This window comes from Streptomyces sp. NPDC033180 (genome assembly GCF_055577645.1).
The window spans coordinates 514,650-539,764 of record NZ_JBVIPU010000002.1 but is presented as its reverse complement, the minus strand read 5'-3'; the positions used below and the strand labels follow the sequence as shown (position 1 = coordinate 539,764).

General features: G+C 69.6%; 21 protein-coding genes. 9 read left to right on the top strand and 12 right to left on the bottom strand.

All coding sequences use genetic code 11. From position 1 onward, the window contains the following. Positions 1 to 97: 97 nt before the first annotated feature. Both ACZ5WE_RS09115 and ACZ5WE_RS09110 read left to right on the top strand, forming a co-directional pair. Complete coding sequence (locus ACZ5WE_RS09115) at positions 98 to 1,489, top strand: MFS transporter (protein ID WP_467684287.1); 1,392 nt, start codon at positions 98 to 100, stop codon at positions 1,487 to 1,489. A gap of 10 nt (positions 1,490 to 1,499) precedes the next feature. Beyond that, the gene (locus ACZ5WE_RS09110) at positions 1,500 to 1,961 is read left to right on the top strand and encodes an SRPBCC domain-containing protein (RefSeq protein WP_467684288.1); all 462 of its coding nucleotides are present in this window, start codon (positions 1,500 to 1,502) and stop codon (positions 1,959 to 1,961) included. 5 nt (positions 1,962 to 1,966) lie between these two features. Here the strand turns inward: ACZ5WE_RS09110 and ACZ5WE_RS09105 are convergent, their stop codons facing one another. From ACZ5WE_RS09105 to ACZ5WE_RS09095, 3 genes are all read right to left on the bottom strand, one after another. Further along, positions 1,967 to 2,656 carry a YoaK family protein gene (locus ACZ5WE_RS09105; protein WP_467684290.1) on the bottom strand — a complete coding sequence of 230 codons (690 nt, stop codon included), beginning with the start codon at positions 2,654 to 2,656 and terminating at the stop codon, positions 1,967 to 1,969. A 6-nt stretch (positions 2,657 to 2,662) separates the two neighbouring features. Beyond that, positions 2,663 to 2,860 carry a hypothetical protein gene (locus ACZ5WE_RS09100; protein WP_467684292.1) on the bottom strand — a complete coding sequence of 66 codons (198 nt, stop codon included), beginning with the start codon at positions 2,858 to 2,860 and terminating at the stop codon, positions 2,663 to 2,665. A 258-nt stretch (positions 2,861 to 3,118) separates the two neighbouring features. Beyond that, positions 3,119 to 4,423, bottom strand: coding sequence for an ROK family transcriptional regulator (locus ACZ5WE_RS09095; RefSeq protein ID WP_467684294.1), 1,305 nt, complete (start codon positions 4,421 to 4,423; stop codon positions 3,119 to 3,121). Between the two features lie 191 nt (positions 4,424 to 4,614). On the opposite strand from ACZ5WE_RS09095, the gene ACZ5WE_RS09090 reads away from it, so the two are divergent. From ACZ5WE_RS09090 to ACZ5WE_RS09075, 4 genes are read left to right on the top strand one after another with little or no spacing between them, the layout of a single operon-like run. After that, positions 4,615 to 5,934 carry an ABC transporter substrate-binding protein gene (locus tag ACZ5WE_RS09090; protein ID WP_467684296.1) on the top strand — a complete coding sequence of 440 codons (1,320 nt, stop codon included), beginning with the start codon at positions 4,615 to 4,617 and terminating at the stop codon, positions 5,932 to 5,934. Between the two features lie 11 nt (positions 5,935 to 5,945). Beyond that, positions 5,946 to 6,944 (top strand): carbohydrate ABC transporter permease, encoded by a 999-nt coding sequence (locus tag ACZ5WE_RS09085; RefSeq protein ID WP_467684298.1) that lies wholly within the window; start codon positions 5,946 to 5,948, stop codon positions 6,942 to 6,944. Further along, entirely contained in the window at positions 6,937 to 7,833 is an 897-nt protein-coding gene (locus ACZ5WE_RS09080) for a carbohydrate ABC transporter permease (RefSeq protein WP_467684300.1), read from the top strand. Before ACZ5WE_RS09085 ends, ACZ5WE_RS09080 begins: the two co-directional genes overlap by 8 nt. 38 nt (positions 7,834 to 7,871) lie before the next feature. After that, a complete protein-coding gene (locus ACZ5WE_RS09075) occupies positions 7,872 to 9,236 on the top strand; it encodes a GH1 family beta-glucosidase (protein WP_467684301.1) in 1,365 nt (454 codons plus the stop codon). 166 nt (positions 9,237 to 9,402) lie between these two features. On the opposite strand, the gene ACZ5WE_RS09070 is transcribed toward ACZ5WE_RS09075, so the two are convergent. Next, the gene (locus ACZ5WE_RS09070) at positions 9,403 to 9,849 is read right to left on the bottom strand and encodes an SPW repeat protein (RefSeq protein WP_467684303.1); all 447 of its coding nucleotides are present in this window, start codon (positions 9,847 to 9,849) and stop codon (positions 9,403 to 9,405) included. Positions 9,850 to 10,030: 181 nt separating this feature from the next. Between ACZ5WE_RS09070 and ACZ5WE_RS09065 the strand changes: the two genes are divergently transcribed. From ACZ5WE_RS09065 to ACZ5WE_RS09055, 3 genes are read left to right on the top strand one after another with little or no spacing between them, the layout of a single operon-like run. Beyond that, the gene (locus ACZ5WE_RS09065) at positions 10,031 to 10,711 is read left to right on the top strand and encodes an ABC transporter permease (protein WP_467684305.1); all 681 of its coding nucleotides are present in this window, start codon (positions 10,031 to 10,033) and stop codon (positions 10,709 to 10,711) included. Next, the gene (locus ACZ5WE_RS09060) at positions 10,708 to 11,388 is read left to right on the top strand and encodes an ABC transporter permease (protein WP_399388189.1); all 681 of its coding nucleotides are present in this window, start codon (positions 10,708 to 10,710) and stop codon (positions 11,386 to 11,388) included. Before ACZ5WE_RS09065 ends, ACZ5WE_RS09060 begins: the two co-directional genes overlap by 4 nt. 29 nt (positions 11,389 to 11,417) lie before the next feature. Then, a complete protein-coding gene (locus ACZ5WE_RS09055) occupies positions 11,418 to 12,371 on the top strand; it encodes an ABC transporter substrate-binding protein (RefSeq protein WP_467685164.1) in 954 nt (317 codons plus the stop codon). A gap of 79 nt (positions 12,372 to 12,450) precedes the next feature. Here the strand turns inward: ACZ5WE_RS09055 and ACZ5WE_RS09050 are convergent, their stop codons facing one another. The 8 genes from ACZ5WE_RS09050 to ACZ5WE_RS09015 form a co-directional block, all read right to left on the bottom strand. Then, the gene (locus ACZ5WE_RS09050; RefSeq protein WP_467684307.1) at positions 12,451 to 13,614 is read right to left on the bottom strand and encodes an ABC transporter ATP-binding protein; all 1,164 of its coding nucleotides are present in this window, start codon (positions 13,612 to 13,614) and stop codon (positions 12,451 to 12,453) included. A 22-nt stretch (positions 13,615 to 13,636) separates the two neighbouring features. Continuing rightward, positions 13,637 to 14,308 (bottom strand): LutC/YkgG family protein, encoded by a 672-nt coding sequence (locus tag ACZ5WE_RS09045; RefSeq protein WP_467684309.1) that lies wholly within the window; start codon positions 14,306 to 14,308, stop codon positions 13,637 to 13,639. After that, complete coding sequence (locus ACZ5WE_RS09040; RefSeq protein WP_467684310.1) at positions 14,305 to 15,819, bottom strand: LutB/LldF family L-lactate oxidation iron-sulfur protein; 1,515 nt, start codon at positions 15,817 to 15,819, stop codon at positions 14,305 to 14,307. Before ACZ5WE_RS09040 ends, ACZ5WE_RS09045 begins: the two co-directional genes overlap by 4 nt. Beyond that, positions 15,816 to 16,577, bottom strand: coding sequence for a (Fe-S)-binding protein (locus tag ACZ5WE_RS09035; protein WP_467685166.1), 762 nt, complete (start codon positions 16,575 to 16,577; stop codon positions 15,816 to 15,818). Before ACZ5WE_RS09035 ends, ACZ5WE_RS09040 begins: the two co-directional genes overlap by 4 nt. 83 nt (positions 16,578 to 16,660) lie before the next feature. Then, positions 16,661 to 18,079, bottom strand: a complete 1,419-nt coding sequence (locus ACZ5WE_RS09030) for a rhamnulokinase (RefSeq protein WP_467685168.1) — start codon at positions 18,077 to 18,079, stop codon at positions 16,661 to 16,663. A gap of 387 nt (positions 18,080 to 18,466) precedes the next feature. Then, positions 18,467 to 20,506: a bifunctional aldolase/short-chain dehydrogenase gene (locus tag ACZ5WE_RS09025; protein ID WP_467684311.1), complete on the bottom strand. Its 2,040-nt coding sequence runs from the start codon at positions 20,504 to 20,506 to the stop codon at positions 18,467 to 18,469. A gap of 5 nt (positions 20,507 to 20,511) precedes the next feature. Continuing rightward, complete coding sequence (gene rhaI / locus ACZ5WE_RS09020; protein WP_467684313.1) at positions 20,512 to 21,681, bottom strand: L-rhamnose isomerase; 1,170 nt, start codon at positions 21,679 to 21,681, stop codon at positions 20,512 to 20,514. Positions 21,682 to 21,714: 33 nt separating this feature from the next. Beyond that, positions 21,715 to 24,912, bottom strand: coding sequence for an alpha-L-rhamnosidase (locus ACZ5WE_RS09015; RefSeq protein ID WP_467684315.1), 3,198 nt, complete (start codon positions 24,910 to 24,912; stop codon positions 21,715 to 21,717). Positions 24,913 to 25,115: the final 203 nt, after the last annotated feature.

Below are 25,115 nucleotides of genomic sequence, written 5' to 3'. Positions count from 1 at the left end.
GCCAACACCACGTGATATCCGAGGAGTTGGAATGCCCGGTCACTGAAGCGCGCGTTGACTCGTAGGTCGCCATCGACCTGTCAATCGCGTGCTGCCCATGAGTTGCGGCACGGCGAAACGTACTCTGCCTCAAGGGGCCCCTGTGCCGTTCGCTTCTCGTGCCGATTCCGTGCGCCCTCCATCGAGCCTCTGGCGGGACGCCGACTTCCGCAGACTCTGGCTGGGGCAGACCGCCTCGCAGCTGGGAGCGCAGGCGAGTCAGGTGACCCTGCCGCTAGTCGCCGTGGTGGCACTCGACGTCGGTGCCGGCCAACTCGGCGCCCTGCGCGCGGTGGAGCAGGCGCCGATCCTGCTCTTCTCGCTCCTCGCGGGCGCGTGGGTGGACCGTCGGCGCGCTCGCAACGTGATGGTCGTCGCGGATCTCGGGCGGGCCCTGGCGCTGACCGCGATCCCTCTCGCGTACATGCTCGGGCTGCTCGGGCTTCCCGCGCTGCTCGTGGTCGCCTTCCTCGTCGGTGTCCTCAGCGTGTTCTTCGATGTGGCCTACCAGGCGTCGCTCGTACGGCTGTTGGACCGCGACCGGTTGCTCGCGGGCAACAGCGCGCTCGAAGGCAGCAGATCCGCGGCACAGATCGGCGGGCCCGCGATCGGTGGCGCGATGGTGTCGCTGTTCTCCGCGCCGGTCGCCACCGTGGCCGGGGCGTTCTTCTTCGCGCTGTCCTTCGTGTCGATCCGGCGCATCCGCCGACGCGAGACGCTGCCTGAGCGGGCCGATCGTGCCGAGCGAGCCGAGCGAGCCGAGCGTGCGGGCCGTGCCGAGCGGGCTCCGGGCGTCTGGCGACAGATACAGGACGGCCTCCGCTTCGTCCTCAGCAACACGTCGTTGCGGGCCGTGGGACTTGCCTCTGCCCTCTTCCAGTTCTCGTTCGCGGCCGTGATGACCGTCTACCTGCTCTTCCTGCCGCGCGAACTGCACCTGTCCGGCATGGCGGTCGGCCTGGCGCTCGCCGCCATGGGGCCGGGCGCGGTGGTGGGTTCGCTGCTCTCGGCGAGGCTGCCGGAGAGGTTCGGCTACGGCAGAGTGGTGGTGGCCTCAGCGGTCCTCGCCGACGGCGTCATGCTCTGCGTGCCCGCCCTGCACGGATCCGCGGCCGCCACCATCGGCTCGCTCATGGCGATCAACTTCGTCTTCGGCGTCTTCAGCCAGCTGGTCAACGTCACACTCATGGCCGTACGGCAGGCCATCACGCCCGTGTCGATGCAGGGACGCGTCGTCGCGACCATCAACTTCGTCGGCATGGGCCTGACGCCCTTCGGATCGCTGCTCGGCGGTCTCCTGGCCGGCGCCTGGGGGTTGCGCGCGAGTCTGCTCCTGACCGCCGTGTGCCTGGCACTGTCCCCGCTTTTCATGGCCCTCTCCCCGCTGGCACGCCTGGGCGGCCGGCTTCCGGAAGAGGACGAGGGCCCGCGCGTGCGGTCAGCGTCCTAGATTGGTCCTCATGTACTCGACACAGGTGTCCGGGCACGTGAACGCCCCGCGCACGGCCGTCTACCAGGCCCTTCTGGACGCGGACGCGATCGCGCGCTGGCGTGTTCCGGACGGCATGAGCAGTCATGTGCACGCCTTCGATGCCCGTGCGGGCGGGCGGTTCCGTATCTCGCTCACCTACGACGGACAGGCGGGCACCGGCAAGTCGGCCTCGCACACCGACACGTACCACGGCCACTTCGCGAAGCTCGTACCGGACGAGCAGGTGGTCGAAGTGCTGCGGTTCGAGACGCAGGATCCCGTGCTCGGCGCCACCATGACGATGACGACCACGCTCACCGACGCGGACGGCGGAACCGATGTCCTGGTCGTGCACGAAGGGATCCCCGACAGCGTGCCCGCCGCAGACAACGAGACGGGGACGCGCATGGCACTGGCGAATCTCGCCCGGCTCGTCGAGGGAGGGCGGTAGGCGGTTCAGCTCGCACGCGACTCGGCCGCATCCCGCAGCGACGCCGTAAGAGCTACCAGGGCCAGCAGGAGAAGTGCCGGCGCCAGCGCGGCGGCCGTGCCGTGGTGGAGCTGAAGGAGCCCGCCCGCGAGGGCCCCGGCGAACATCGCCGCGACGGCCGCGAACCTGCGCGTGAACGCGGGGACCGGCCGGTCGGAGGCCAGGCCCGTCAGGGTCATGGTGAGGACGGTGGTGGTCAGATCGGGTACGGCGAGTCTGCGGACCACGGCGTTCTGCAGCCCCATTCCGAGAGCGAGCAGCACGATCAGGACGTGCCGGGCGTCGACCACGAGGTCGAGCACCAGGGCGGCCGTCACCAGCACGGCGTGCGCCGCGACAAGGAGCGCCAACAGCCGCAGCGGCTGCGCGATCCGCGGCGCGATCCGCCCGCCTGCCCACGCGCCGGCCACGAACGCGCCGACCGCGAGGAGTGAGGCTGTCGCGGACAGCTGCACGTCGCCCGCGAGCGCGAAGCCCAGGAAGACGACATTGCCGGTCATGTTGGCGACGAAGACACGGTCGAGACCGAGGTAGCTGACGGCGTCGACGAGGCCCGTGGCGAAGGTCAACACGACAAGGAGCGGAGGCAGCACGCCATGGTGGTCCTCGACGTCGGGAAAGAGGCGGGCGGCGGCCCGGTCGAGCAATGAGTTCATACCGTTTCATCGGCAGGCACGGGCCGCCGCCCCACCCGCCCACGCCCGCTCACCTGACCGCCTCCACGCCCGGCGCACATCGCCGCGGGGGTCCTCACGCACCGACCAGCGGAGGCCGATGACCATCGCGGCCCGGCGCCGGGTGTCGTACGTGACCCAGCCGGGGTCGCCGGTCCGGGCGAAGCGGATCCACGCGGCGTGCATCCGTGCATCCGTGGAGCCAGGTCGGGAGGAAGGTTCTCGGAGTCGAACGGGGCGTAGGTGCCGTGCAGTTGATCCGGCCCGAGGTCGAAGACGAAGGGGAGTGCCATCGTGTGAGTGGCACCGAGAAGACTGCTCGCCGGCACCGAGCCTGGCACCGTCGCTGGAAGCCGTGAGCCTTCTCGCGCAGGCCGCCACCGCCGACGACCACCCGCGTTCCGGCGGCGAGCGGGCCGCCTCCGGGGCCGCGGCGGAACAGCCCTAGGACGGCGATCGCCCCTCCAACGCGGTTTGCCAGCCCGGCAGTTCGGCCTCGCGTACCGGCGCCGCGCGTCGGCCGCCGCGCGCGAAGAAGTCGGCGAGCGGCAGCGTCGCGGCCCCGACCGTCACCGCGTCCGGGCCGAGACGGCCCAGGTCGATGGTGACGCGCCCCGCCGGGTAGGAGAGGGCGTAGGTGGGGATGTAGCGCTTCACCGCGGTCAAGAAGCGCTGGCCGAGCTGGAGCCCGGCCCAGCCGCCGACGAGGATCCGCTCCGGCTGGAAGAGGTTGATCAGGTCGGCGAGGCCCGCTCCCAGGTACTCGGCGGTCTCCTCCAGCACTGCCAGGGCCGTCGGGTCGGCCGCGCCGTCGCCCTCCGGGTAGGCGGCGTTGAGCATGGCGGTGAGCGCGCTCTCCTCATCCGTTCCCCCGGGCGGGCGTCCACCCGCCTCCTGCCACCGTTCGAGCAGCGCCTCCGCCCCCGCATACGCCTCCAGGCAGCCAAGGGCCCCGCACCGGCACCGTCTGCCCTGTACCCGCACGGTGAGATGACCCCACTCGACGGCGCGGCCCTGCTCCACGTCCTCGGTGACGACACACGCGCCGACACCCGAGCCGAACAGGACCACCACCGCGTCGCGTGTCCCGCGCCCCGCGCCGAACCACATCTCCGCCTGGCCGAGTGTCTTGGCGCCGTTGTCGATGAAGTACGGGACGGAGTCGGGGAGTTGCGTCGCCCCCCGGCCTGCCCCGCGCAGCAGTGATTCCAGCGGGACCGCGTTCCAGCCGATGGTCTGCCCGTGCACGACGGCACCGAGTTCGCCGTCGCGCGCGACGATTCCGGGTACGCCGATCCCGACGCCGAGGAGTCCCTCCTCCGTGACGCCCGCCGCACCGAGCACCTCGGCGATCCCGTCACGGATGTGCTCGGCGATGCCGCTGACGTCGTGGCCCTTCAGGGTCAACGGCCGCTCTGCCCTGGCGAGTTCGGACAGCGAGAGGTCGAAGAGTTCGACGCGTACGCGGGTCTCGCCGACGTCCACGCCGATCAGCTGACCGCGTCCTGGCGCCACCCGCAGCAGCGTACGCGGGCGTCCGCCGTCGGACTCCACGCTGCCCGCCTCCTCCACCCACCCCTCCGTCACCAGCTCGGCCACGACATTGCTGATGGAACCTGAACTCAGCCCGGTGGCGGGCCCGAGCGTGAAGCGGCTCATCGGTCCCTCGAAGTACAGCCGCTGCAGTACGGCGGCGCGGTTCTCCCGCCGCAGGTCGTGCACCGTACGCCCGTTGCGCTGCCCAGCCATGTGGTTCCTTCCGGCCTGCTCTGCCTCGAAGTTGGTTCTGTGTGACCCCTTGACGGTATCTTCCCTGCCGGTTTAACTCACGTCCTAAATTAAGTCATGAGGGCATTCAAGAGTTGAACGCGGCGCTGCTCGACCCGGCGCTGGGCCAGCCATCCTCCCCATGACTCCCTCCGGAAGGGACACCTGGAGCCATGCGCAGATTCCGAGCCGCCGCCGTCGGCGCCGCCACTCTCTCGCTCGCCCTCACCGCGTCCGCCTGCGGCGGCGGTTCGACGTCGGGCGGAGCGGGGTCCAACGACTCACCGAAGACGCTGACCTACTGGGCGTCGAACCAAGGACCCAACGTCGAGGCGGACAAGAAGATCCTCAAGCCCGAGCTCGCCAAGTTCGAGAAGCAGACGGGGATCAAGGTCAAGCTCGAAGTCATCCCGTGGTCGGAGCTGCTCAACCGGATCCTGACCGCGACGACCTCGGGCCAGGGCCCCGACGTCCTGAACATCGGCAACACCTGGAGCGCGTCGCTGCAGGCCAGCGGGGCTTTGCTGCCCTGGGACGAGAAGAACTTCGCGAAGATCGGCGGCAAGGACCGCTTCGTGGAGTCCGCGCTCGGCTCGGCCGGAGGGCCGGACAAGGACCCCGCAGCGGTGCCGCTGTACTCCATGGCGTACGCCCTCTATTACAACAAAAAGATGTTCAAGGAGGCCGGCATAGACAAGCCGCCCGCCACCTGGGACGAGATGGTCGAGGACGGCAAGAAGATCTCCAAGGGCGGGAAGTGGGCCCTGGGCGCCGAGGGGGCGAACCTCTCCAACAACATCCACCAGGTCTTCGCCCTCGGCAAGCAGCACGGCGCCGACTTCTTCACCCCGGAGGGCAAGGCCGACTTCACCTCCGACGGCGCGGTCGCGGCCGTGAAGCAGTACGTCGACATGATGGCGAAGGACAAGATCATCGCGCCGGGCAACGCGGAGTACGCGCAGAACCAGTCCCTGAGCGACTTCGCCAAGGACAAGACGGCGATGGTGCTGTGGCAGGCCGCTGCCACCACCTTCAAGTCGCAGGGCATGAGCGACGAGGAGTGGGGCGTGGCGCCCGTTCCCGTCGGCTCCGGCGCTCCGGGCCAGGGCAAGGCCACCAACTCGATGGTCGCCGGCATCAACATGGCCGTCTTCAAGAACACCAAGAACGTCGACGGCTCACTGAAATTCGTGAAGTTCATGACGAGCGACGCGGAACAGAAGATCCTCTGCGAGTCCTACGGCTCCGTGCCGCCCGTCAAGGCGGCACAGGAGGACGCCGCCTTCGACCGTCCCGAGCTGAAGGTCCTGCGCGACACCCTCGCCAAGAGCGCCGCGCCGCTGCCCCAGGTGGCCAACGAGTCGCAGTTCGAGACCGCGGTCGGCACCGCGGTCAAGAATCTCTTCGCGAACGCCGCGGACGGCCGTGAGGTCACCACCGCGTCGGTGAAGGCCGAACTGGTCAAGGCTCAGCAGCAGATGTCCCAGCAGTGAGCGACACGTCCATGACCACCACCGTCCTTCAGGGTGCGAAGGAGCCGGCCGTGACCGCCCCGGAGACGGGACGGCGGGGCCCGCGGCCCCGCCGTCCCGGCCGGCTCCGCCGCATCGGCCTGCCGTACCTCCTGCTGCTTCCCGCCCTCCTGCTCGAACTCCTCGTCCATCTGCTGCCGATCGTCATCGGCATCACGATGAGCTTCAAGGAGCTCACCCAGTTCTTCATCCGCGACTGGGGCGCCGCGCCCTGGTCCGGCCTGGACAACTACGAGATCGCGGTCGACTTCGACGCACCGGTGGGCGAGGCACTGCTGCACTCGTTCTTCGTCACCTGCGCCTTCACACTGCTCTCGGTGGGCCTGTGCTGGCTGATCGGGACGACCGCCGCGATCTATCTGCAGGAGACGTTCAAGGGGCGGGGCTTCCTCAGAGCGCTCTTCCTCGTCCCGTACGCACTGCCCGTCTACGCGGCGGTGATCACCTGGGGCTTCATGTTCCAGCGTGACAACGGCCTCATCAACCACGTGCTGCACGACCAGTTGGGCCTCACCGACAGCGCGCCGTTCTGGCTCATCGGCGACAACAGCTTCGTCGCGCTGCTCACCGTGTCGGTGTGGAAGGGCTGGCCCTTCGCCTTCCTCATCATGATGGCCGGGCTGCAGAACATCCCCAGAGAGATGTACGAGGCGGCCGCGCTCGACGGCGCGGGCATGTGGCAGCAGATCCGCCGCATCACGCTGCCGTCCCTGCGCTCCGTCAACCAGGTCCTCGTGCTCGTCCTGTTCCTGTGGACGTTCAACGACTTCAACACGCCGTACGTCCTGTTCGGCAGGTCGGCGCCCGAGGCGGCGGACCTCGTCTCGATCCACATCTACCAGTCCTCGTTCGTCACCTGGAACTTCGGCACCGGCTCCGCCATGTCCGTCCTGCTGCTCCTGTTCCTGCTCGCCGTGACGGGCGTCTATCTGTGGGTCACTTCGCGCGAGAGGAAGTCCGCTCATGTCTAGCGTCCGCACGGCCGCGCGGCCCCGCGGGGCCGCGAAGCCCCGGTCGCCGATGGCGGCACCCCGCTCGTTCCTCTGGTCTCGGCGGATCTTCCTCACGCTGCTCACGGGCTTCGTGCTGCTTCCGGTGTTCGTGATGGTCTCCAGCTCGCTCAAGCCCCTCGAAGACGTGTCGGGCAAGTTCCGCTGGATGCCGAGCGGGCTCACGATCCGCCCGTACATCGACATCTGGAAGACCGTTCCGCTGGCGAAGTACTTCATGAACTCGCTGATCGTGGCGGGCGCGGCCACCGTCTGCTCGGTGGTGATCGCCGTCTTCGCCGCCTACGCCGTCAGCCGCTACCAGTTCCGGGGCAAGCGCGTCTTCACGGTGACGGTCCTGTCCACCCAGATGTTCCCCGGCATCCTGTTCCTGCTGCCGCTGTTCCTGATGTACGTCAACATCGGCAACGCCACGGGGATCGCCCTGTTCGGCTCTCGGGGCGGGCTCATCCTCACGTATCTGACCTTCTCGCTGCCGTTCTCGATCTGGATGCTGATCGGGTACTTCGACTCGGTGCCGCGCGATCTGGACGAGGCGGCGCTCGTCGACGGCTGCGGGCCGATCGGCGCGCTCTTCAAGGTCGTCGTGCCCGCCGCGATCCCCGGCATCGTCGCCGTCGCCGTCTACGCGTTCATGACCGCGTGGGGAGAAGTGCTCTTCGCCTCCGTCATGACGAACGACGCCACCCGCACCCTCGCCATCGGTCTGCAGGGCTACTCCACCCAGAACGACGTCTACTGGAACCAGATCATGGCCGCGTCGCTGGTCGTGAGCATCCCCGTGGTGGCGGGCTTCCTCCTGCTCCAGCGCTACCTGGTCGCCGGCCTCACCGCCGGAGCCGTCAAGTGACCCACTTCCCTGTCACCACCCCGTCTGAGAGGACGTCTGTGTCCGAGCTCATCGACCTTGCCGCACTTCCGCACGACTTCGCGTGGGGCACGGCCACATCGGCGTACCAGATCGAGGGCGCCGTCTTTGAAGGCGGCCGTTCACCCTCGATCTGGGACACCTTCTCGCACACCCCAGGAAAGATCGACAACGACGATCACGGTGACGTGGCCTGCGACCACTACCACCGCTGGCGCGAGGACATCGCGCTGATGAAGCAACTGGGCACCAACGCCTACCGGTTGTCCCTCGCCTGGCCGCGCGTCGTACCGGGCGGCGACGGGCCGGCCAACGCCAAGGGCCTCGATTTCTACGACCAGTTGATCGACGCTCTGCTCGACGCGGGCATCACGCCGTCGGTGACGCTCTACCACTGGGACCTGCCGCAGGTACTCCAGGACCGCGGCGGCTGGCCCGAGCGGGAGACGGCCGAGCACTTCGCGGCGTACGCCTCCGTCGCCGCGGAGCGTTTCGGGGACCGCGTCACCCAGTGGGCGACGCTCAACGAACCCCTCTGCTCGGCATGGATCGGCCACCTCGAAGGCCGGATGGCGCCCGGCCTCACCGACCTGACCGCCGCCGTGCGCGCCTCGTACCACCTGCTGCTCGGACACGGTCTCGCCACCCAGGCCATCCGCGCCGCGGCACCCGGCGCGCAGATCGGCATCGTCAACAACCTCTCCACGGTCGAGCCCGCGAGCGACCGCCCCGAGGACGTGGCCGCCGCCCGCCGTGTGGACGGCCACACCAACCGCTGGTGGCTCGACCCGGTGCACGGCCGCGGTTTCCCCGCCGACATGCGGGACGTCTACGGGGTCGAACTCCCGGAGCGGGCGGGCGACTTGGCGACCATCGCGCAGCCGCTCGACTGGCTGGGCCTGAACTACTACTTCCCGGCCGTCGTCTCCGACGACCCCGCGGGACCGGCGCCCTACGCCCACCAGGAGCGCCGCGAAGGCGTGCCCCGCACCGGCATGGACTGGGAGATCGACGCGAACGGCATCGAGACCCTGCTGCTGCGCCTCACGAACGACTACGGCGCGCGCAAGCTGTACGTCACCGAGAACGGCTCGTCCTACCCCGACGTCGTACGCCCCGACGGCACGATCGACGACCCGGAGCGCACCGACTATCTGGTCCGGCATCTCGCCGCCTGCGCGAGCGCCGCCCGCAAGGGAGCGCCTCTGGCCGGGTACTACGCGTGGTCGCTGCTCGACAACTTCGAGTGGGCCTACGGCTACGACAAGCGGTTCGGCCTGGTGCACGTCGACTACGAGACGCAGCGCCGCACCGTCAAGGGCAGCGGTCTGCGCTATGCCGACATCATCCGCGGCCACCAGGGCGGGGTGAGCCGCGCCGCCTGACGCGACGCGGCCCTGAAGCGGACCTCATCCGACACCGCTCGCACCGCCCGCACAGCCGACAGCGGCTCCCGGCTCTCCGCCGATCCGGGGGTCGCTGTCGGTGTCTCTGCCGCGCGTTCCTCGTTCTGACCTCCTCGTTCTGACCTCCTCGTTCTGACCTCCTCGGTCAGGCCGGGTTCGTCTTGCGGCCCTCCTTCGCCGCTGCGCCGATGCACACGAGGCCCAACAGGAGGGTGAGGCCGCCGATGATGATGTTGGTGAGGATGACGCCCGCGTCAGGGCTCGTGCCGACGACCCACGGCGACACGATCATCCATGCACCCATGGCGCACATGGCCCAGCTCAGGCCGTACATCCTGGCAGGCGCGACGGTGAACCCGAGACCCAGCAGGCCGATCGCGATGCCCATGATGAGGTTGTGCGTCGTGAGGACTGGCTGGCTCGTGGTGAAGTGGACCACCCACGGGGAGATGGCACAGAAGAGACCCGTGAGGAACACAGGTCCGTCCACTAGCGCCACATCTTTTCCACCGAGAACACGGGCGTACCGATCCCGCATTTCGGATACGTCAGGGTGAGCGGCTATGTCTCCCCTGTGTGAGACGTCGGCCATGAGACTCGTCTCCTCTGCTCGATGCAGGCCTGATGACCTTGCGCGGCGGAATGTCGCGCACGTCCATTCTGCGCTTATTTTTTCTTTATGCGTAGTCGTAGGTGATTCGTGACCCCGGGGTCGCCGCCCGTACGGGGGACCAGAACGCGCCGTCCCATGCACCGCCCGCTGGAATGAACACGTGACCGCGCCCCCGGACGACTGCCTCGCGCGCAACGAGTGGATCTGCGGTGAGTATCTGAGCACCCGCCGCCAGATCATCGTCGACGCGGTCCTCCAGCATCTGGAGCTGACCGCCGTCTCCGTCCTCATCGCGCTCGTCATCGCCGTACCGCTGGCCGTCGTCGCCCGCCGCTGGGCCCTGGCGGCCGGCCCCGTCCTCGCGCTGACCACGATCCTCTACACGATCCCCTCGCTCGCGATGTTCTCGCTGCTGCTTCCCGTGTACGGCCTGTCCGCGTCCCTCGTGGTCGCGGGGCTCGTCCTGTACTCACTGACACTGCTCGTCCGCAACATCCTGGCCGGCCTGCGCTCCGTGCCCGAGGACACCCGGCAGGCCGCCCGCGGCATGGGCTACGGACCGATCCGGCTCCTGCTCACCATCGAACTGCCACTGGCGCTGCCCGCCGCCATGGCAGGCCTGCGCATCGCCACCGTCTCCGCGGTCTCCCTCCTCACGGTCGGCGCGATCGTCGGCTTCGGCGGGCTCGGCAACCTGATCTACACGGGGATGAACACCTACTTCAAGGCGCAGGTACTGACCGCATCCGTGCTGTGTGTCGTCATTGCCGTACTGGCCGATCTGCTGCTGCTCGGCGTGCAGCGGATCCTCACTCCGTGGACGAGGGCGGTCCGCTCATGAACACCATCAGTGACGCCTGGCAGTGGCTCACCGACTCGGCCCACTGGGCGGGCGACGACGGCATCTGGCACCGGCTGACCCAGCACCTCGTCCTCACCGTCGTGTGCCTGCTGCTGAGCTGTCTGATCGCGCTGCCGGTCGCGCTCGTCCTCGGCCACCTCGGCAAGGGCGGCGCCCTCGCGGTCAACATCTCCAACGTCGGCCGCGCGGTGCCGACCTTCGCGGTCCTTGTCCTGCTGCTCCTCACCCCCATCGGACGCTGGGGCGAGGGACCCACCGTCGTCGCGCTCGTCCTGTTCGCCGTGCCGCCGCTGCTCACCAACGCCTATGTCGGTATGCGCGGGGTCGACCGGAGCGTCGTACAGGCCGCGCGGGGCATGGGCATGACCGGACGGCAGATGCTCTGGAGGGTCGAACTGCCGCTCGCGATGCCGCTGGTCCTCAGCGGAGTGCGGATCGCCGCCGTGCAGCTCGTGGCCACCGCCACGATCGCGGCCCTCGCGGGCGGCGGGGGACTCGGCCGGATCATCACGGCCGGCTTCAACCTCGCGAGCACCCCACAGGTGGTGGCGGGCGCCGTGCTGGTCGCCGTGTTCGCGCTGATCGTCGAGGGACTCTTCGAGATCGGTGAACGGCTCGCCCCCGGATGGGCGCGGGGGAGAGGACGGACCGGATGAGACGGCGCACGGGGGAGGGGACGTACGGGATGAGGTGGTGGCCCGCAGGGTGGGGTACGGCTGCTGCTGCCGGGGTCGCCCTGCTGCTGGGCGGGTGCTCCTCGGGACCGTCCCTGGAGACCCAGGGCGAGGTCACCGCGCCACCCGGCGACAGCCATCACCTGGTCGTCGGCTCCGCGGGATTCACCGAGAGCGATCTGCTCGCCCAGATGTACTCCCTGCTCCTGCAGAAGGCCGGATACAGCGCGGAGATCCTCTCCGTGGCCAACCGCGAGCTGTACGAACCCGCCTTGGAGTCCGGGCAGATCGACGTCGTGCCCGAGTACGCGGCGACATTCGCGGACTGGCTGAACGCCAAGAAGAACGGCGCGGACGCGAAGCCGGTCGGCTCGCCCGACCTGGACGCCACGATGAAGGCCCTGCGCGCACTGGCCACCCCGCGCGGCCTCACTGTCCTCGACCCGGGGAAGGCCGTGGACCAGAACGCGTTCGCGGTCACGTCGTCCTTCGCCGAGCAACACCACCTCAAGACCCTGAGCGACCTCGGAAAGTCCGGCCTGAAGGTGCGCCTCGCCGCGGGCGACGAATGCGTGCAACGCCCGTACTGCGAACCCGGCCTGAAGAAGGTCTACGGCATCGACATCACCTCCGTCGACCCCAAGGGCGTGGGCACGACCCAGGCCAAGAAGGCCGTGCAGAGCGGTCAGGACCAGATGGTCCTGACGACGTCGACGGACGCCACGCTCGACAACTTCGGCCTCGTCCTGCTGAAGGACGACAAGAAACTACAGAACGCCGACTACATCGTCCCGGTCGTCAACCGTTCCCGAGCGGGCAGCGAGGGCGTCTCGAAAGCACTCGGCCGCCTCAACTCCGTACTGACGACCAAGGACCTGGCGTCCATGAACGAACAGGTGGACAGCTGGCGCCGGCTGCCGCAGGACGTCGCCCGGACGTACTTGGAGGAGAAGGGGCTGCTGTGACACCCGTGGCGTGAGGCCCGTGGTGTGAGCGTGCTGTGAGGCCCGTGTGTGAGCGTGCTGTGAGGCCCGTGGTGTGGCGTCAGGCGTCGGCGACGGAGTCGAACTCCACCTCGTCCCGCGCCACGCCCTGCGCGTCCGCGTCCACCGAGCGGCGCAGTGCCTCGTGAAGCTTCGCCGGGGTCAGCACGCCGAGGAAGCGAGCACCGTCCAGGACCGCGACCCAGCCCGCGTCGTGCTGGAGCATCACACCGAACGCCTGTTTGAGCGGGGCGCCCACCGGGACCCACGCCTTCATGCGATGAGCCAGATCACCGACTCTGCCGCCTTCTCCGGCGAGGGCCACCTCGTCGATGCCGACCCAGCCGTGCAGATCTCCGTCCGTGTCCAGGACGACGCCCCAGCGGGCGCCCTCCTCGCGCAGCCGGGCCGCGGCATGCGCGGCGGGCTCGTCGACCCGGACCACCGTCGGCTGCTCCAGGTCGTCCGGCTGGATCTCGGTGACCGAGAGCCGCTTCAGGCCGCGGTCGGCGCCCACGAACCCGGCGACGTACGGCGTCGCCGGAGTGCCGAGGACCGCACCGGGCGTGTCGTACTGCTCGATGCGTCCCTGCCCGTAGACCGCGATCCGGTCACCGAGCCTGACCGCCTCCTCGATGTCGTGCGTGACCAGGAGAACCGTCTTGCGGACCGCCGCCTGCATCCGCAGGAACTCGTCCTGCAACTGCTCGCGCACCACCGGGTCGACCGCCCCGAACGGCTCGTCCATGAGGAGTACGGGCGGATCGGCGGCCAGGGCACGTGCCACGCCCACCCGCTGGCGCTGCCCGCCGGACAGCTGTTCGGGGTAGCGGGGGCCGTACGTCTTCGGGTCGAGGCCCACCAGGTCGAGCAGCTCGGCCGCCCGCGCCCGCGCCTTCGCCTTCTTCCAGCCGATCAGCGCGGGAACGGTCGCCGTGTTGTCGAGGACCGTCCGGTGCGGGAAGAGCCCCACCTGCTGGATGACATAGCCGATGCGGCGGCGAAGGCGGACCGGGTCGACGTCCGCGATGTTCTCGTCGTTCACGAAGATGCGGCCCGCGGTCGGCTCGATGAGGCGGTTCACCATCATCATCGTGGTCGTCTTGCCGCACCCGGAAGGGCCGACGAGCGTGACCAGTTCCCCCTCGGCGACCTCGAAGGACAGATCGTCCACGGCCATCGTGCCGTCCGGGTAGCGCTTGCTCACCTGCTCGAACCGGATCATGCCCTCACGCTAACCGCGGCCCTCACACTCCGCTCACCAGCACCACCTCCAGGGTGCGCGGGCCGTGCACGCCCTCCACCCGGTCCAGTTCGATGTCGCTGGTGGCGGACGGTCCCGAGATCCAGGTCAGCGGGCGGGCGGGGTCGAGCCGTTCGAGTGCCTGCGGGATGGAGGAGACCACCTGGTCCGGGACCCGTACGACACAGATGTGGTGATCGGGGACGAGCGTGATCCGCCGACGGCCCTGGTCGGGGCCGCCGTCCAGGACGATCGTGCCGGTCTCGGCGACGGCGACCGCGCAGGCGGTGACGACGCTGTCGACCGCGTCGAGCTCATGCGGAGTGCTCGCGGCACGGTCCTCGACGCGGGTCGCGTCGCAGGCCCCCAGCCAGGACGGCGGGAGACCGGGCGGCGCGAGCACGGTCCGTGCGCCGCGCGCGGCGAGCAGGCGCCCGAGCAGCTGCGACAGCTCCTCGTCCGCGCAGCGGTGCACGAGCGCGCGATAGTCGGCGAGGTTCTCCGCCAGCAGGTCGACGGTCTGCCCGGTGGTGCGGTCGCCGTGTTCACGCAGGTAGTCGCGGGGGACGGCTGTGGTCTCGGTGGTCTCGGCGTCCCTCTCCTCCTGCTCCTCGCCGTCGCGTACGTCGGCCAGTGCCCGTCGGACGCGGCCCAGGATCCGGCCCCTGCTGCTCACTTCGTGCCGCCCTTCCGCGCCTTCTCCACCTGGCCGCCGTTCGTACGCCGCCACCAGTCGCGGAACGGCTCCGCCGGCACCTTCGGCAGATCCCGTGTCCCGCTCCATGCCCGCCCCGGCCCGGGAAGTGTGCGCGGGTGCATACGCCGGGTCCCGGACGCCAGACGTTGTCCGGCACGCAGCGCTCCCGGCCGGCCGAACGCCCAGCCCGCCGCGCGCATCGCCGCACGCTCCGCGGCGTGCCCCTTGGCGGGCCGCAGTGTCACCTTCGTACCGTGCCGTGTCACTTCGCCGCCCTGGACCACGCGCTCCCGCAGGTGGACGAGGACTTCGGGGATGTCGATGGCCACCGGGCACACCTCGTAGCAGGCGCCGCAGAGGGACGACGCGTAGGGGAGCGAGGCATCGATCTCGCTCTGTGTGCCCCGGAGTTGAGGGCTGAGGATCGCTCCGATGGGGCCGGGGTAGACCGAGCCGTAGGCGTGGCCTCCGGCTCGTTCGTACACGGGGCAGACGTTGAGGCAGGCGGAGCAGCGGATGCAGCGCAGCGCCTGGCGGCCGACCTTGTCGGCGAGCGTGTCGCTGCGGCCGTTGTCGAGGAGGACGAGGTGGAAGTCGCGCGGCCCGTCCTCGTCGGTGGTGCCGGTCCACATCGACGTGTACGGGTTCATCCGCTCGGCCGTCGAGGAGCGGGGGAGTGTTTGGAGGAAGACCTCCAGGTCCCGCCAGGTCGGCACGATCTTCTCGATGCCGACCACCGAGATCAGCGTTTCGGGGAGCGTCAGGCACATGCGGCCGTTGCCCTCCGACTCGACGACGACCAGGGTGCCCGTCTCGGCGACCATGAAGTTGGCCCCGGAGACGCCGACCTTGGCGCGCAGGAACTTCTCCCGGAGGTGGAGGCGGGCGGCCTCGGCGAGTTCGGCGGGGGTGTCGGTGAGGCCGTCAGGGGCGGGGCGGCCCCACTCGCCCATCTCGCGCGCGAAGATCTCGCGGATCTCCCCGCGGTTGCGGTGGATGGCGGGCACGAGGATGTGTGAGGGACGGTCCTTGCCGAGTTGCACGATGAGTTCGGCGAGGTCGGTCTCGTACGCGGCGATGCCCTCGGCCTCGAGAGCTTCGTTGAGGCCGATCTCCTGGGTCGCCATGGACTTGACCTTGACGATCTCGGATTCTTCGGTTGCCTTGACCAGGTCGGCGACGATCCGGTTGGCCTCGTCGGCGTCCGCCGCCCAGTGCACGGTGCCGCCCGCCGCCGTGACCGATTCCTCCAACTGGACCAGATAGCGGTCGAGATGGCGCAGCGTCTCGTCCTTGATCCGCTTGCCCGCCTCGCGGAGCTGGGCCCAGTCGTCCAGTTCGGCGACGGCGCGGGCTCGTTTGTCGCGGATGGTGTGCGTGGCGTGCCGCAGATTGGCGCGCAGGGTCTTGTTGCCCATGGCCTCGTGGGCGGCCGCGGGAAAGGCGGGCATGCCCACGAATGTGCCGCTCGTGTCGCTCATGCCGCTCATGACAGGGGTTCCTCTTCCGTGCTCGCCAGGATCTCCGCGATGTGGACCGGGCGCAGGCCGCTCCTGAGGCGGGACATCGTGCCCCCGATGTGCATCAGACAGGAGTTGTCCGCCGCGCACAGGGCGTCGGCGCCCGTCGACTCGGCGTTGCGCACCTTGTCCGTGCCCATCGCCGACGAGACATCGGAGTTCTTCATCGCGAAGGTGCCGCCGAAGCCGCAGCATTCGTCCGCGCCCGGGAGCTCGAGCAGCTCAAGGCCCTTGACCGCCCGGAGCAGCCGGGTGGGGCGGTCACCCAGGCCGAGACCGCGCAGGCCGTGGCAGGTCGGGTGGTATGTCACCGTGTGCGGGTAGTACGCCCCGACGTCCGTCACACCGAGGACGTCCACCAGGAACTCGGTGAGTTCGTACGTCTTGGGAACGACGGGTGCCAGCGTCGCCGCCAGGCCGCCACCCCGGCCCTCGTCGCGGGCGCGTTCTCCCATGCGGGGGTAGAGCTCGCGGACCATCGCGCCGCACGAACCGGATGGTGTGACGATCGCGTCGTACTCGTCCGCCCCGAAGACATCGGAGAAATGACGGGCGAGCGGCTCTGCCTGGTGGCGGTAACCCGTGTTGTAGTGCGCCTGCCCGCAGCAGGTCTGCGCCATCGGGAAGTCGACGTCAACTCCCAGCCTGGTCAGCAGTTTCACCACTGCTCGGCCTGTGTCGGGATAGAGCGTGTCATTGACACAGGTCAGGAACAGAGCGACACGCATCGCGGGTTCCTCCTCGTCGATCATCGGATGAGTGCAGCGTATGCGCTGCGCACGCTTTGCGGGAGTCATGATGCGGGGGCGCGTCATGGGAGGACACGTCGGGAGGCCTCCTCCCACGCGGTCCTGCTCGCCGGGTCGTGGTTCGGCTCGTAGCGAGTCAGCTGTTGGGTGCGGGCCAGCAGGGCGCGCATCTCGTGGCGACCTCCGGCTATCAGGCCATGCGCCCTGGCCTGGACAAGTACGTTGCCCAGCGCCGCCGCCTCTGCCGGGCCCGCGACGACGGGCAGTCCGCAGGCGTCCGCGGTGAGTTGGCACAGGAGCGCGTTGCGGGCCCCGCCGCCGACTATGTGCACCACGTCCACGGCTCGGTCCGCGAGGCGTTGGGCGTCCTCGATGGCCCGGCGGTGGGCCAGGGCCAGGGAGTCGAGGACGCAGCGTGTCGTCTCGGCGGGGGTGCGGGGGGCGGGCTGGCCCGTGGCCTCGCAGGCTCGGGCGATGCGCTGCGGCATGTCGCCGGGGGGCAGGAAGGCGGGGTCCGCCGCGTCGACGAGGGAGCGCAGGGCGGGGGCGGTGGCGGCCTCGATCAGCAGCGTTTCCAGGGTGGGGGCGCTTGCGCCTGTGTTCCAGGTGCGCAGGCACTCCTGCAGCAGCCACAGCCCCATGATGTTGCGCAGAAAGCGGACTGTTCCGTCTATGCCCAGCTCATTGGTGAAGTTCGCTTCGCGGCTCTCCTCCGTGCGGATGGGGGCGGCCAGTTCCAGGCCTGCCAGCGACCAGGTGCCGGTGCAGATGTAGGCGAAGTCGTCGGTCGTGGCGGGGACGGCGGCGACGGCTGACGCGGTGTCGTGCGAGGCGACCGTCGTGATGGGGGTGGGCGAGGTCAGGCCGGTGTCGTCGAGGACCTGGGGGAGAAGTCGGCCCGCCGGCTCGCCGGGGCGCCGCACGGCAGGGAACAGTCCCAGGTCGATGCCCAGGCGCGTCGCTACCTCGTGCGACCAGTCGCCCGTCCCGGGGTCCATCAGCTGTGTGGTGGAGGCGTTCGTCAGCTCTGTGCCGAGTTCACCCGTCAGCCAGTACGTCAGCAGGTCCGGTACGAGCAACAGGCGTTTGGCGGTGGCGAGTTGGGCGGACCCCTGCGCGGCCAGTAGTTGGTACAGGGTGTTGAAAGGGGCGTACTGGATGCCCGTCATGGCGTAGAGGTCGGTGGGCGGGACGGTCGTCCATGCCTTGGCGGCGATGCCCTCGGTGCGGGTGTCGCGGTAGTGCACCGGGTTGCCGAGGAGGGCGCCGTCCGAGTCGAGGAGGCCGTAGTCGACTGCCCAGCCGTCGATGCCGATGGAGGTGAGGGGGGCGGCAGAGCCTGCGGCGCGGATGCCGTCCAGGATTCCGTCGTAGAGGGAGAGGATGTCCCAGTGCAGGGTGCCGGCGGCGCGGACCGGACGGTTGGGGAAGCGGTGCGCTTCCAGGAGGCTGAGTGTGTCGACGCCGACCTTCGCCACCATGACGCGCCCGCTGGATGCGCCCAGGTCGATCGCGGCGAAGTGGTGGTCCGAGGGGCGGGGGGAGGAGTGAGGGGAGGAGCGGGGGTCGGGGGTGGCGATGGGCATGGTGGCTCGCAGGGTTGAAGGTTGAGTGCGGGGTCTTGCGTGGTCGCGTGGTGCGGCGTCTTGCGTGGGTGCATGGTGCGGGGGCGAGTGCGGGTCGCCCGTGGTTCGCGTGGTGCTCTTCGGTGCGGGGCCGCGCCGGTATGTCCGTCCTCGCCATCTCGGTGTGCACGCAGGGCTACTGCGGCGCCGGAGCGCCACGTGCCGTGCTCCGGGCGGACATACCGCCACGTCCCCTCCGGTTGGTTGCGCGGCCGCGGCCGGAGAGGCGGGCGGGGCGGCGGGTTACCTGAGGAACGCCGCCGCGACGCCCGCGTCCACGGGTATGTGCAGGCCTGTCGTGTGGGTGAGGTCGCCTGCCGTCAGGGCGAAGACAGCGTTGGCCACGTGCTCGGGGAGCACCTCTCGCTTGAGGAGGGTCCGCTGGGCGTAGAACTCGCCCAGGTTCTCCTCCTCGATCCCGTACGTCGCCGCGCGCTGCGCGCCCCAGCCGCCCGCGAAGATGCCTGACCCCCGCACCACGCCGTCCGGATTGATGCCGTTCACCCGTATACCGAACTCGCCCAACTCTGCGGCCAGCAGACGCACTTGGTGGGCCTGGTCCGCCTTGGTGGCGGAGTACGCGATGTTGTTCGGGCCCGCGAACACCGCGTTCTTGGACGTGATGTAGATGATGTCGCCGCCCAGTGCCTGATCCCGCATGACGCGGGCCGCCTCGCGGGAGACGAGGAACGAGCCGCGGGCCATGATGTCGTGCTGCAGGTCCCAGTCTCGGGCCGTGGTGTCGAGCAGCGGCTTCGAGATGGAGATGCCCGCGTTGTTCACCACCAGGTCGACTCCGCCGAAGGCAAGCGCCGCAGCGGCGAACGCCCGCGCGATCTGCTCCTCGGATGTGACGTCCATGGGGATGGCCACGGCCTTGTCCGGGCCGCCGAGCTCTTCTGCCACCGCCGCCGCGTTCTCCGCGTCGAGGTCGGCGACCGCCACGCACGCGCCCTCCGCCACCAGGCGGTGCGCTATCGCCTTGCCGATGCCGCTGCCCGCACCCGTCACGAGGGCGACGCGGGTGGCCAGTGGCTTGGGCTTGGGCAGGCGCTGGAGCTTGGCCTCTTCCAGCGGCCAGTACTCGATGCGGAACTTCTCCGACTCGTCGATCGGAGCGTAGGTGGAGACGGCCTCGGCGCCCCGCATGACGTTGATGGCGTTCACGTAGAACTCGCCTGCCACGCGTGCGGTCTGTTTGTCCTTGCCGAACGAGAACATTCCTACGCCGGGAATGAGGACGATGGCCGGGTCGGAGCCCCGCATCGCGGGAGAGGCCGGGTCGGCGTGGCGGGCGTAGTAGCCCGCGTACTCCTCTCGGTAGGCCGCGTGCAACTCCTTGAGGCGGGTGATGGCTTCCTGGAGTGGCGCGGTGGGTGGCAGGTCGAGGACCAGGGGCCTGATCTTCGTACGGAGGAAGTGGTCGGGGCAGGAGGTGCCCAGGGCCGCGAGGCGCGGGTGCTCCGCGGAGGCCAGGAAGTCCAGGACGGCTTCCGTGTCGGTGAAGTGGCCGATCTGGGGGCGGTCCGTCGACGCCAACGAGCGGATGTGCGGGGCCAGTTCGGCCGCACGGCGGTGGCGTGCCGCGGTGGGGAGGGGGGTGTGCCCGTCCAGGGGCGGGCCGAACGGGGCAGGCTTTCCGTGTTCGGAAAGGAACGCCTCCGCCGTGCGGATGATGTGCAGGGAGTTGCGCTCGCACTCCTGCGCCGTGGCTCCCCAGGCCGTGATGCCGTGACCGCCCAGGACGCAGCCGATGGCGTCGGGGTTCGCCGCCTGCACCGCCGCGATGTCCAGGCCCAGCTGAAAGCCGGGGCGCCGCCAGGGCACCCAGGCCACCGTCGAGCCGAAGCACTCGGCCGTCAGCTTCTCCCCGTCCACCGCGCAGGCCAGGGCGATGCCCGAGTCCGGGTGGAGGTGATCCACGTGTGGAGCGTCCACCAAGGCGTGCATGGCCGTGTCGATGGACGGGGCGGCGCCCCCCTTGCCGTGCAGGCAGTAGTCGAAGGCGCCGACCATCTCGTCCTCGTGGTCCGCGCCGCCGTACACCTCCTTCAGCGCGTGGAGGCGGTCCAGGCGCAGGACCGCGAGGCCGTCCTCGGTGAGGGTTCCCAGGTCGCCGCCCGAGCCCTTGACCCACATCAGGTCGGTGTCCGCGCCCGTGACCGGGTCGGGGGACGTGCCCTTCGCCGACGCGTTGCCGCCCGCGTAATTGGTGTTGCGCGGGTCGGCGCCCAAGCGGTGGGCGCGGTCGAGGAGTTCCTTGATCCGTGCGTGCTGCGTCATGTCGCTCACGCCCCCCATCCGGCCTGCTCGCCGCCCACGCGGTCCTTGACGATTCGCTCCTGCCAGCCTGACTCCTGATAGGCCCTCATGGGATCAGGGTCGAGCCCCGAGCCCTCCCTGACTTCTGCCAGTAGGGGGCGGACGTCGGTGTTGAAGGCGTCCATCAGGACGGCGTTGGCGGCCAGCACATCGCCGGTCCGCTGGGCCTCGGCCAGGGCGTCCGCGTCGACGAGGAGCGCCTTCGCCGTTGCCTCCTGCACGTTCATCACCGAGCGGATGATCGCGGGGATCTTCGCCTCGATGTTGTGGCACTGGTCGAGCATGAACGCGATGTCCGAGTCCAGGCCGCCTCCCCGGACGACCTCGTACATGATCCGGAAGAGCTGGAAGGGGTCCGCGGCGCCCGCCATCAGGTCGTCGTCCGCGTAGAAGCGCGAGTTGAAGTCGAAGCCGCCCAGGCGGCCCTCGCGCAGCAGCGTGGCGACGATGAACTCGATGTTGGTGCCGGGCGCGTGGTGGCCGGTGTCGACGACGACCTGCGCCTTCGGCCCCAGCTTCAGGCAGTGGGCGTAGGCCGTGCCCCAGTCCGGGATGTCCGTCGCGTAGAAGGCGGGCTCGAAGAGCTTGTACTCGATGAGCATGCGCTGGTCGTCGCCGAGGCGGTCGTACGTCGTCCGCAGGGCTTCCGCCAGACGGTCCTGGCGGCTGCGGAGATCGTCCTGGCCGGGGTAGTTGGTGCCGTCCGAGAACCACAGCTTCAGGTCGCGTGAACCCGTCGCGTCCATGATGTCGACGCACTCCAGGAGGTGTTCGAGTGCCTTGCGCCGGACCGTCGGGTCCGGATTGGTGACCGAGCCGAGCTTGTAGTCGTCGTCCTGGAAGACGTTGGCGTTGATCGCGCCGAGCGTCACGCCGCGCTCGGTCGCGTACTCCGCGAGCGCGCCGTAGTCGTCGACCTTGTCCCAGGGGATGTGCAGGGCCACCCTGGGCGCCGTGCCCGTGTGGGCGTGCACCCGGGCGGCGTCGTCCAGCTTCTCCCGGGTCGTGCGCGGGACACCTGGCTGCGCGAAGACCTTGAAGCGGGTACCGGAGTTGCCGTATGCCCAGGAGGGAGTCTCCAGGGCCTGGGTGGTGAGTGCCGCTTTCACGGCGTCCTTGCTGGTTCCGGCGGTCATCGCGCAGCCTTCCGAAAGGGCGGTCGGGGTGGGTCAGTTGGAGAATCGGTGCGTGCCGGAGGCGGCGGCGAAGACGGCGCAGCCGTCCTCCATCCGCAGGAACTCCGCCGCGCCATGCGCGACTTGAGAGCGCTTGTCGGCGGGGATCCACACCTCGGCAGTGGTGTTGGCGGGCAGGGTCAGGGTCAGACGGAACCCGTCCGAGTCCGTCTTCCAGTGGGTGCTGACCGGGCCGTAGAGCGCGTCGAAACTGCTCTGCGCCTCGGTCACGCCGCCGCCGGGGCGCGGGCGGACGAGGATCTTGCGGAAACCCGGGCCTGCCGGTGCGATGCCCGCGATGTTGGCGTACATCCACTCGCCCACCGAGCCGTAGGCGTAGTGGTTGAAGGAGTTCATGCCGGCGTCCTGGAAGCTGCCGTCCGGCTTGATGGAGTCCCAGCGCTCCCACATCGTCGTGGCGCCCTTGTCGATCTGGTAGCCCCAGCTGGGGAAGGACCGCTGCATCAGGAGGCGGTAGGCGACGTCCGTGTGGCCGGTGGACGTCAGGACGGGAAGCAGGCGCGGTGTGCCCAGGAAGCCTGTCGACAGGTGCCATTCCTTGGACTTGATGAGCTCCACCAGGCGGGCGGCCGCCGGCGCGCGGTCGCTGTCGGCGAGCAGGTCCATGGACAGAGCCAGCACGTACGCGGTCTGCGTATCGCCCTTCACCCGCCCGCCGCCGGTCACGTACGCCGCGCGGAAGGCGTCACGGACACTTCCGAAGAGCTTCTTGTACGGGGCCGGGTCCTTGCCCAGCGCTTCGGCGGTCCGCGCGACGAGGTCGGCGCTGTGGGCGAAGTAGGCGGTGCCGATGACGTCCTTGGGAGTCTCGTCCTGGATGTTGAGCCAGTCTCCGTATCCCTCCGCGGGGCGCAGACAGCCGTTGCTGTGCTTCTCCAGGTAGTCGAGCCACTTCAGCATCGAGGACCAGGACTGCTCCAGGACGCGCGTGTCCCCGTACGCCTGGTACAGCGCCCAGGGGACGGTCACTCCGGCGTCACCCCAGCCGGCCACGCCCTTGCCGACCGTACCGACGAACGGTGCCACGTCGGTGAAGGCGCCGTCGTCGGCCTGGCCGTCACGCAGGTCGTCGAGCCACTTGGTGAGGAAGCGCGCCGACTCCATCGTGTAGGCGGCGGTCGGCGCGAAGACGTTGATGTCGCCGGTCCAGCCGAGGCGCTCGTCGCGCGCGGGGGTGTCCGTGGGGATCGAGAGGAAATTGCCGCGCTGTCCCCATGTGATGTTGCTGTGCAGCTGGTTCAGCATGGGGACGTCGGTCCTGAAGTCCATGGTGAACGGAGCCGACGTGTGGATCACGCGGCCCACCACGGCGTCGCGCGGCGGCGTGCCCGGGTAGCCCGTCACTTCCACGTAGCGGAAGCCGTGGAAGGTGAACCGCGGCTCGAACGTCTCCTTGCCGCCGCCCTTGAGCGTGTAGGTGTCGGTGGCACGCGCGGTCCGCAGGTTGGTGGTGTAGATCGTGCCGTCGGGGTTCAGGACCTCCGCGTGACGCAACTGGACCTTCGTCCCGGCTTTCCCGGAGACGTTCAGCCGGACCGCGCCGACCATGTTCTGACCGAGGTCGAAGACGAAGACGCCGGGCTTCGGCTCACTCACCTTCCGGGCGGAGATCTCGCTCTCCACGCGCGTGTGCCCGTCGACTTGAGCCACGACGGCGGCCTCGACCTCGTCGACGGCATCGGCCGCGACCCAGTCCGAGTCGTCGAAGCCCGCGCGCGTCCAGCCGGCGGTCTCCAGGCGCGCGTCGTAGTCCTCGCCCGACAGGAGGTCGGCGGCGGTGACCGGGCCCATGGCCGCGCGCCAGTCGGTGCCCGACAGCACACGGTCGGTGGAGCCGTCGGTGTACGTGACCTCCAACTGAGCCAGGAGTGCCGGTTGTTCACCGTACTGATGCGGACCGAACATGCCGACGTTGCCCGCGTACCAGCCGACCGCGAGTGTCGCTCCGAGCGCGTTGGCGCCGGACTTGAGCTGTTTCGTCACGTCGTACGTCTGGTACTGGACCCGCTTGTCGTAGTCGGTCCAGCCGGGCGCCAGGCGGTCATCGCCGACGCGCTCGCCGTTCAGCCAGGCGTCGTAGAGGCCGAGGGCCGTGGAGTACAGGCGTGCCCGCGCGACCTTCTTCCCCGACCGGAGGCGGAACTCGTGGCGCAGCTGGGCCGCGGGGCAGTGTTCGGGGGCGACCTTCCCCCAGGGTCCCGAACCCCAGGCCGCGGCCACCTTCGCCGCCGACCACGAGCCGTCGTCGTACCCCGCCGACCGCCAGTCGCCCGAGGGCTCCTTGTCAGTGGCCTTCCACGTGCCGTCCGTGGTGAAGGTGCGCACGCCGTCGGCGGTCGTCAGCTCGAGCACACCGAGCAGACCGGCGGGCCCGGTCGTGGCGTTGGTGGCGGAGACGGCGATGACCGCGGCGCCGGCGCGGAGCCCGTCGGTCACGTCGACGACCGCGGGGCGGCGCCAGTTGTCGGCGGCGCTGTCCGCTTCGGTGTGCGACACCCGCGTGCCGTTCACGTACGCGGTGTACCCGTCGTCGGCCGTCATGACGAGACGCGCGCGGGTGACCCCTTCGGGGACATCGACGCGGCCACGGAACCAGCGGGTGGCCGCCGGGGCGCTGTTCGCGGGGTCCCCCTCGGGGAACCAGATCCACGAGGCGTCGGCCAGGGAGGGTGCGCCGATGAGGGAGGTGGGGGCGCCGATCCACCGCGCCGTCCAGTCCTTCGCCTCAAAGAGTCCGGTCTCCCACCAGGAGGCCTCACTCCAGTCGGAGGCCCTGCCCGCGGTGTCCCAGACCCGCACCGACCAGTAGTAGCGCGTACGGGACTTGAGGTCGGGGCCCGCGTAGGGGACCAGGACCGAGTCGCTGGAGGCGACCTTGCCGCTGTCCCAGACATCGGGCTCGGAAAGCCGGCCCGGGGCGGTGGCCACGCGCACCTGGTAGGCGGATTGTGCCTGGCCCTCCTTGGTGGCCGTCAGGGGCCAACTCAGCCTCGGGCGGGGCACGTCGAGACCGAGCGGGTGACTCACGTATTCGACGGTCGGCCCGCTCACGCGTAAGGACCGGTTTCCCGCGAAGGGTGCTGCGGCGGCCGTCGGTACGGCCCCCGTCGCCATCGCCGTCCCCAGGGCGGCCGTGGCGGTGGTGCTGAGCAAACGTCTTCTGCTGATCACAACTCGACTCCGTAACGACTCGGCGGTGAATCGTTTCACGAGAGGCGAAGCTAGGGAGAGCGCTGGCTGCTGTCAAGGGGTCTCGCACGTCTGGGCCTTGGCGCATCGAGTCGAGACAGGAATTTCAAGTCCCGCCCATTGACGGCGGAGTTGGCGCGGGTTTAGCTTCCCTGGAAATCGATTGAAACCTTTCACGCCGGGTG

Coding starts and splice junctions, on each gene's coding strand:
- ACZ5WE_RS09025 (WP_467684311.1), bottom strand. CDS start 20,506: ATGACGCAGCACGCACGGATCAAGGAACTCCTCGACCGCGCCCACCGC.
- ACZ5WE_RS09090 (WP_467684296.1), top strand. CDS start 4,615: ATGCGCAGATTCCGAGCCGCCGCCGTCGGCGCCGCCACTCTCTCGCTC.
- ACZ5WE_RS09035 (WP_467685166.1), bottom strand. CDS start 16,577: ATGCGTGTCGCTCTGTTCCTGACCTGTGTCAATGACACGCTCTATCCC.
- ACZ5WE_RS09105 (WP_467684290.1), bottom strand. CDS start 2,656: ATGAACTCATTGCTCGACCGGGCCGCCGCCCGCCTCTTTCCCGACGTC.
- rhaI (WP_467684313.1), bottom strand. CDS start 21,681: ATGACCGCCGGAACCAGCAAGGACGCCGTGAAAGCGGCACTCACCACC.
- ACZ5WE_RS09055 (WP_467685164.1), top strand. CDS start 11,418: ATGAGGTGGTGGCCCGCAGGGTGGGGTACGGCTGCTGCTGCCGGGGTC.
- ACZ5WE_RS09080 (WP_467684300.1), top strand. CDS start 6,937: ATGTCTAGCGTCCGCACGGCCGCGCGGCCCCGCGGGGCCGCGAAGCCC.
- ACZ5WE_RS09040 (WP_467684310.1), bottom strand. CDS start 15,819: ATGAGCGGCATGAGCGACACGAGCGGCACATTCGTGGGCATGCCCGCC.
- ACZ5WE_RS09050 (WP_467684307.1), bottom strand. CDS start 13,614: ATGATCCGGTTCGAGCAGGTGAGCAAGCGCTACCCGGACGGCACGATG.
- ACZ5WE_RS09085 (WP_467684298.1), top strand. CDS start 5,946: ATGACCACCACCGTCCTTCAGGGTGCGAAGGAGCCGGCCGTGACCGCC.
- ACZ5WE_RS09100 (WP_467684292.1), bottom strand. CDS start 2,860: ATGCACGCCGCGTGGATCCGCTTCGCCCGGACCGGCGACCCCGGCTGG.
- ACZ5WE_RS09110 (WP_467684288.1), top strand. CDS start 1,500: ATGTACTCGACACAGGTGTCCGGGCACGTGAACGCCCCGCGCACGGCC.
- ACZ5WE_RS09115 (WP_467684287.1), top strand. CDS start 98: ATGAGTTGCGGCACGGCGAAACGTACTCTGCCTCAAGGGGCCCCTGTG.
- ACZ5WE_RS09030 (WP_467685168.1), bottom strand. CDS start 18,079: ATGGTGGCGAAGGTCGGCGTCGACACACTCAGCCTCCTGGAAGCGCAC.
- ACZ5WE_RS09070 (WP_467684303.1), bottom strand. CDS start 9,849: ATGGCCGACGTCTCACACAGGGGAGACATAGCCGCTCACCCTGACGTA.
- ACZ5WE_RS09060 (WP_399388189.1), top strand. CDS start 10,708: ATGAACACCATCAGTGACGCCTGGCAGTGGCTCACCGACTCGGCCCAC.
- ACZ5WE_RS09095 (WP_467684294.1), bottom strand. CDS start 4,423: ATGGCTGGGCAGCGCAACGGGCGTACGGTGCACGACCTGCGGCGGGAG.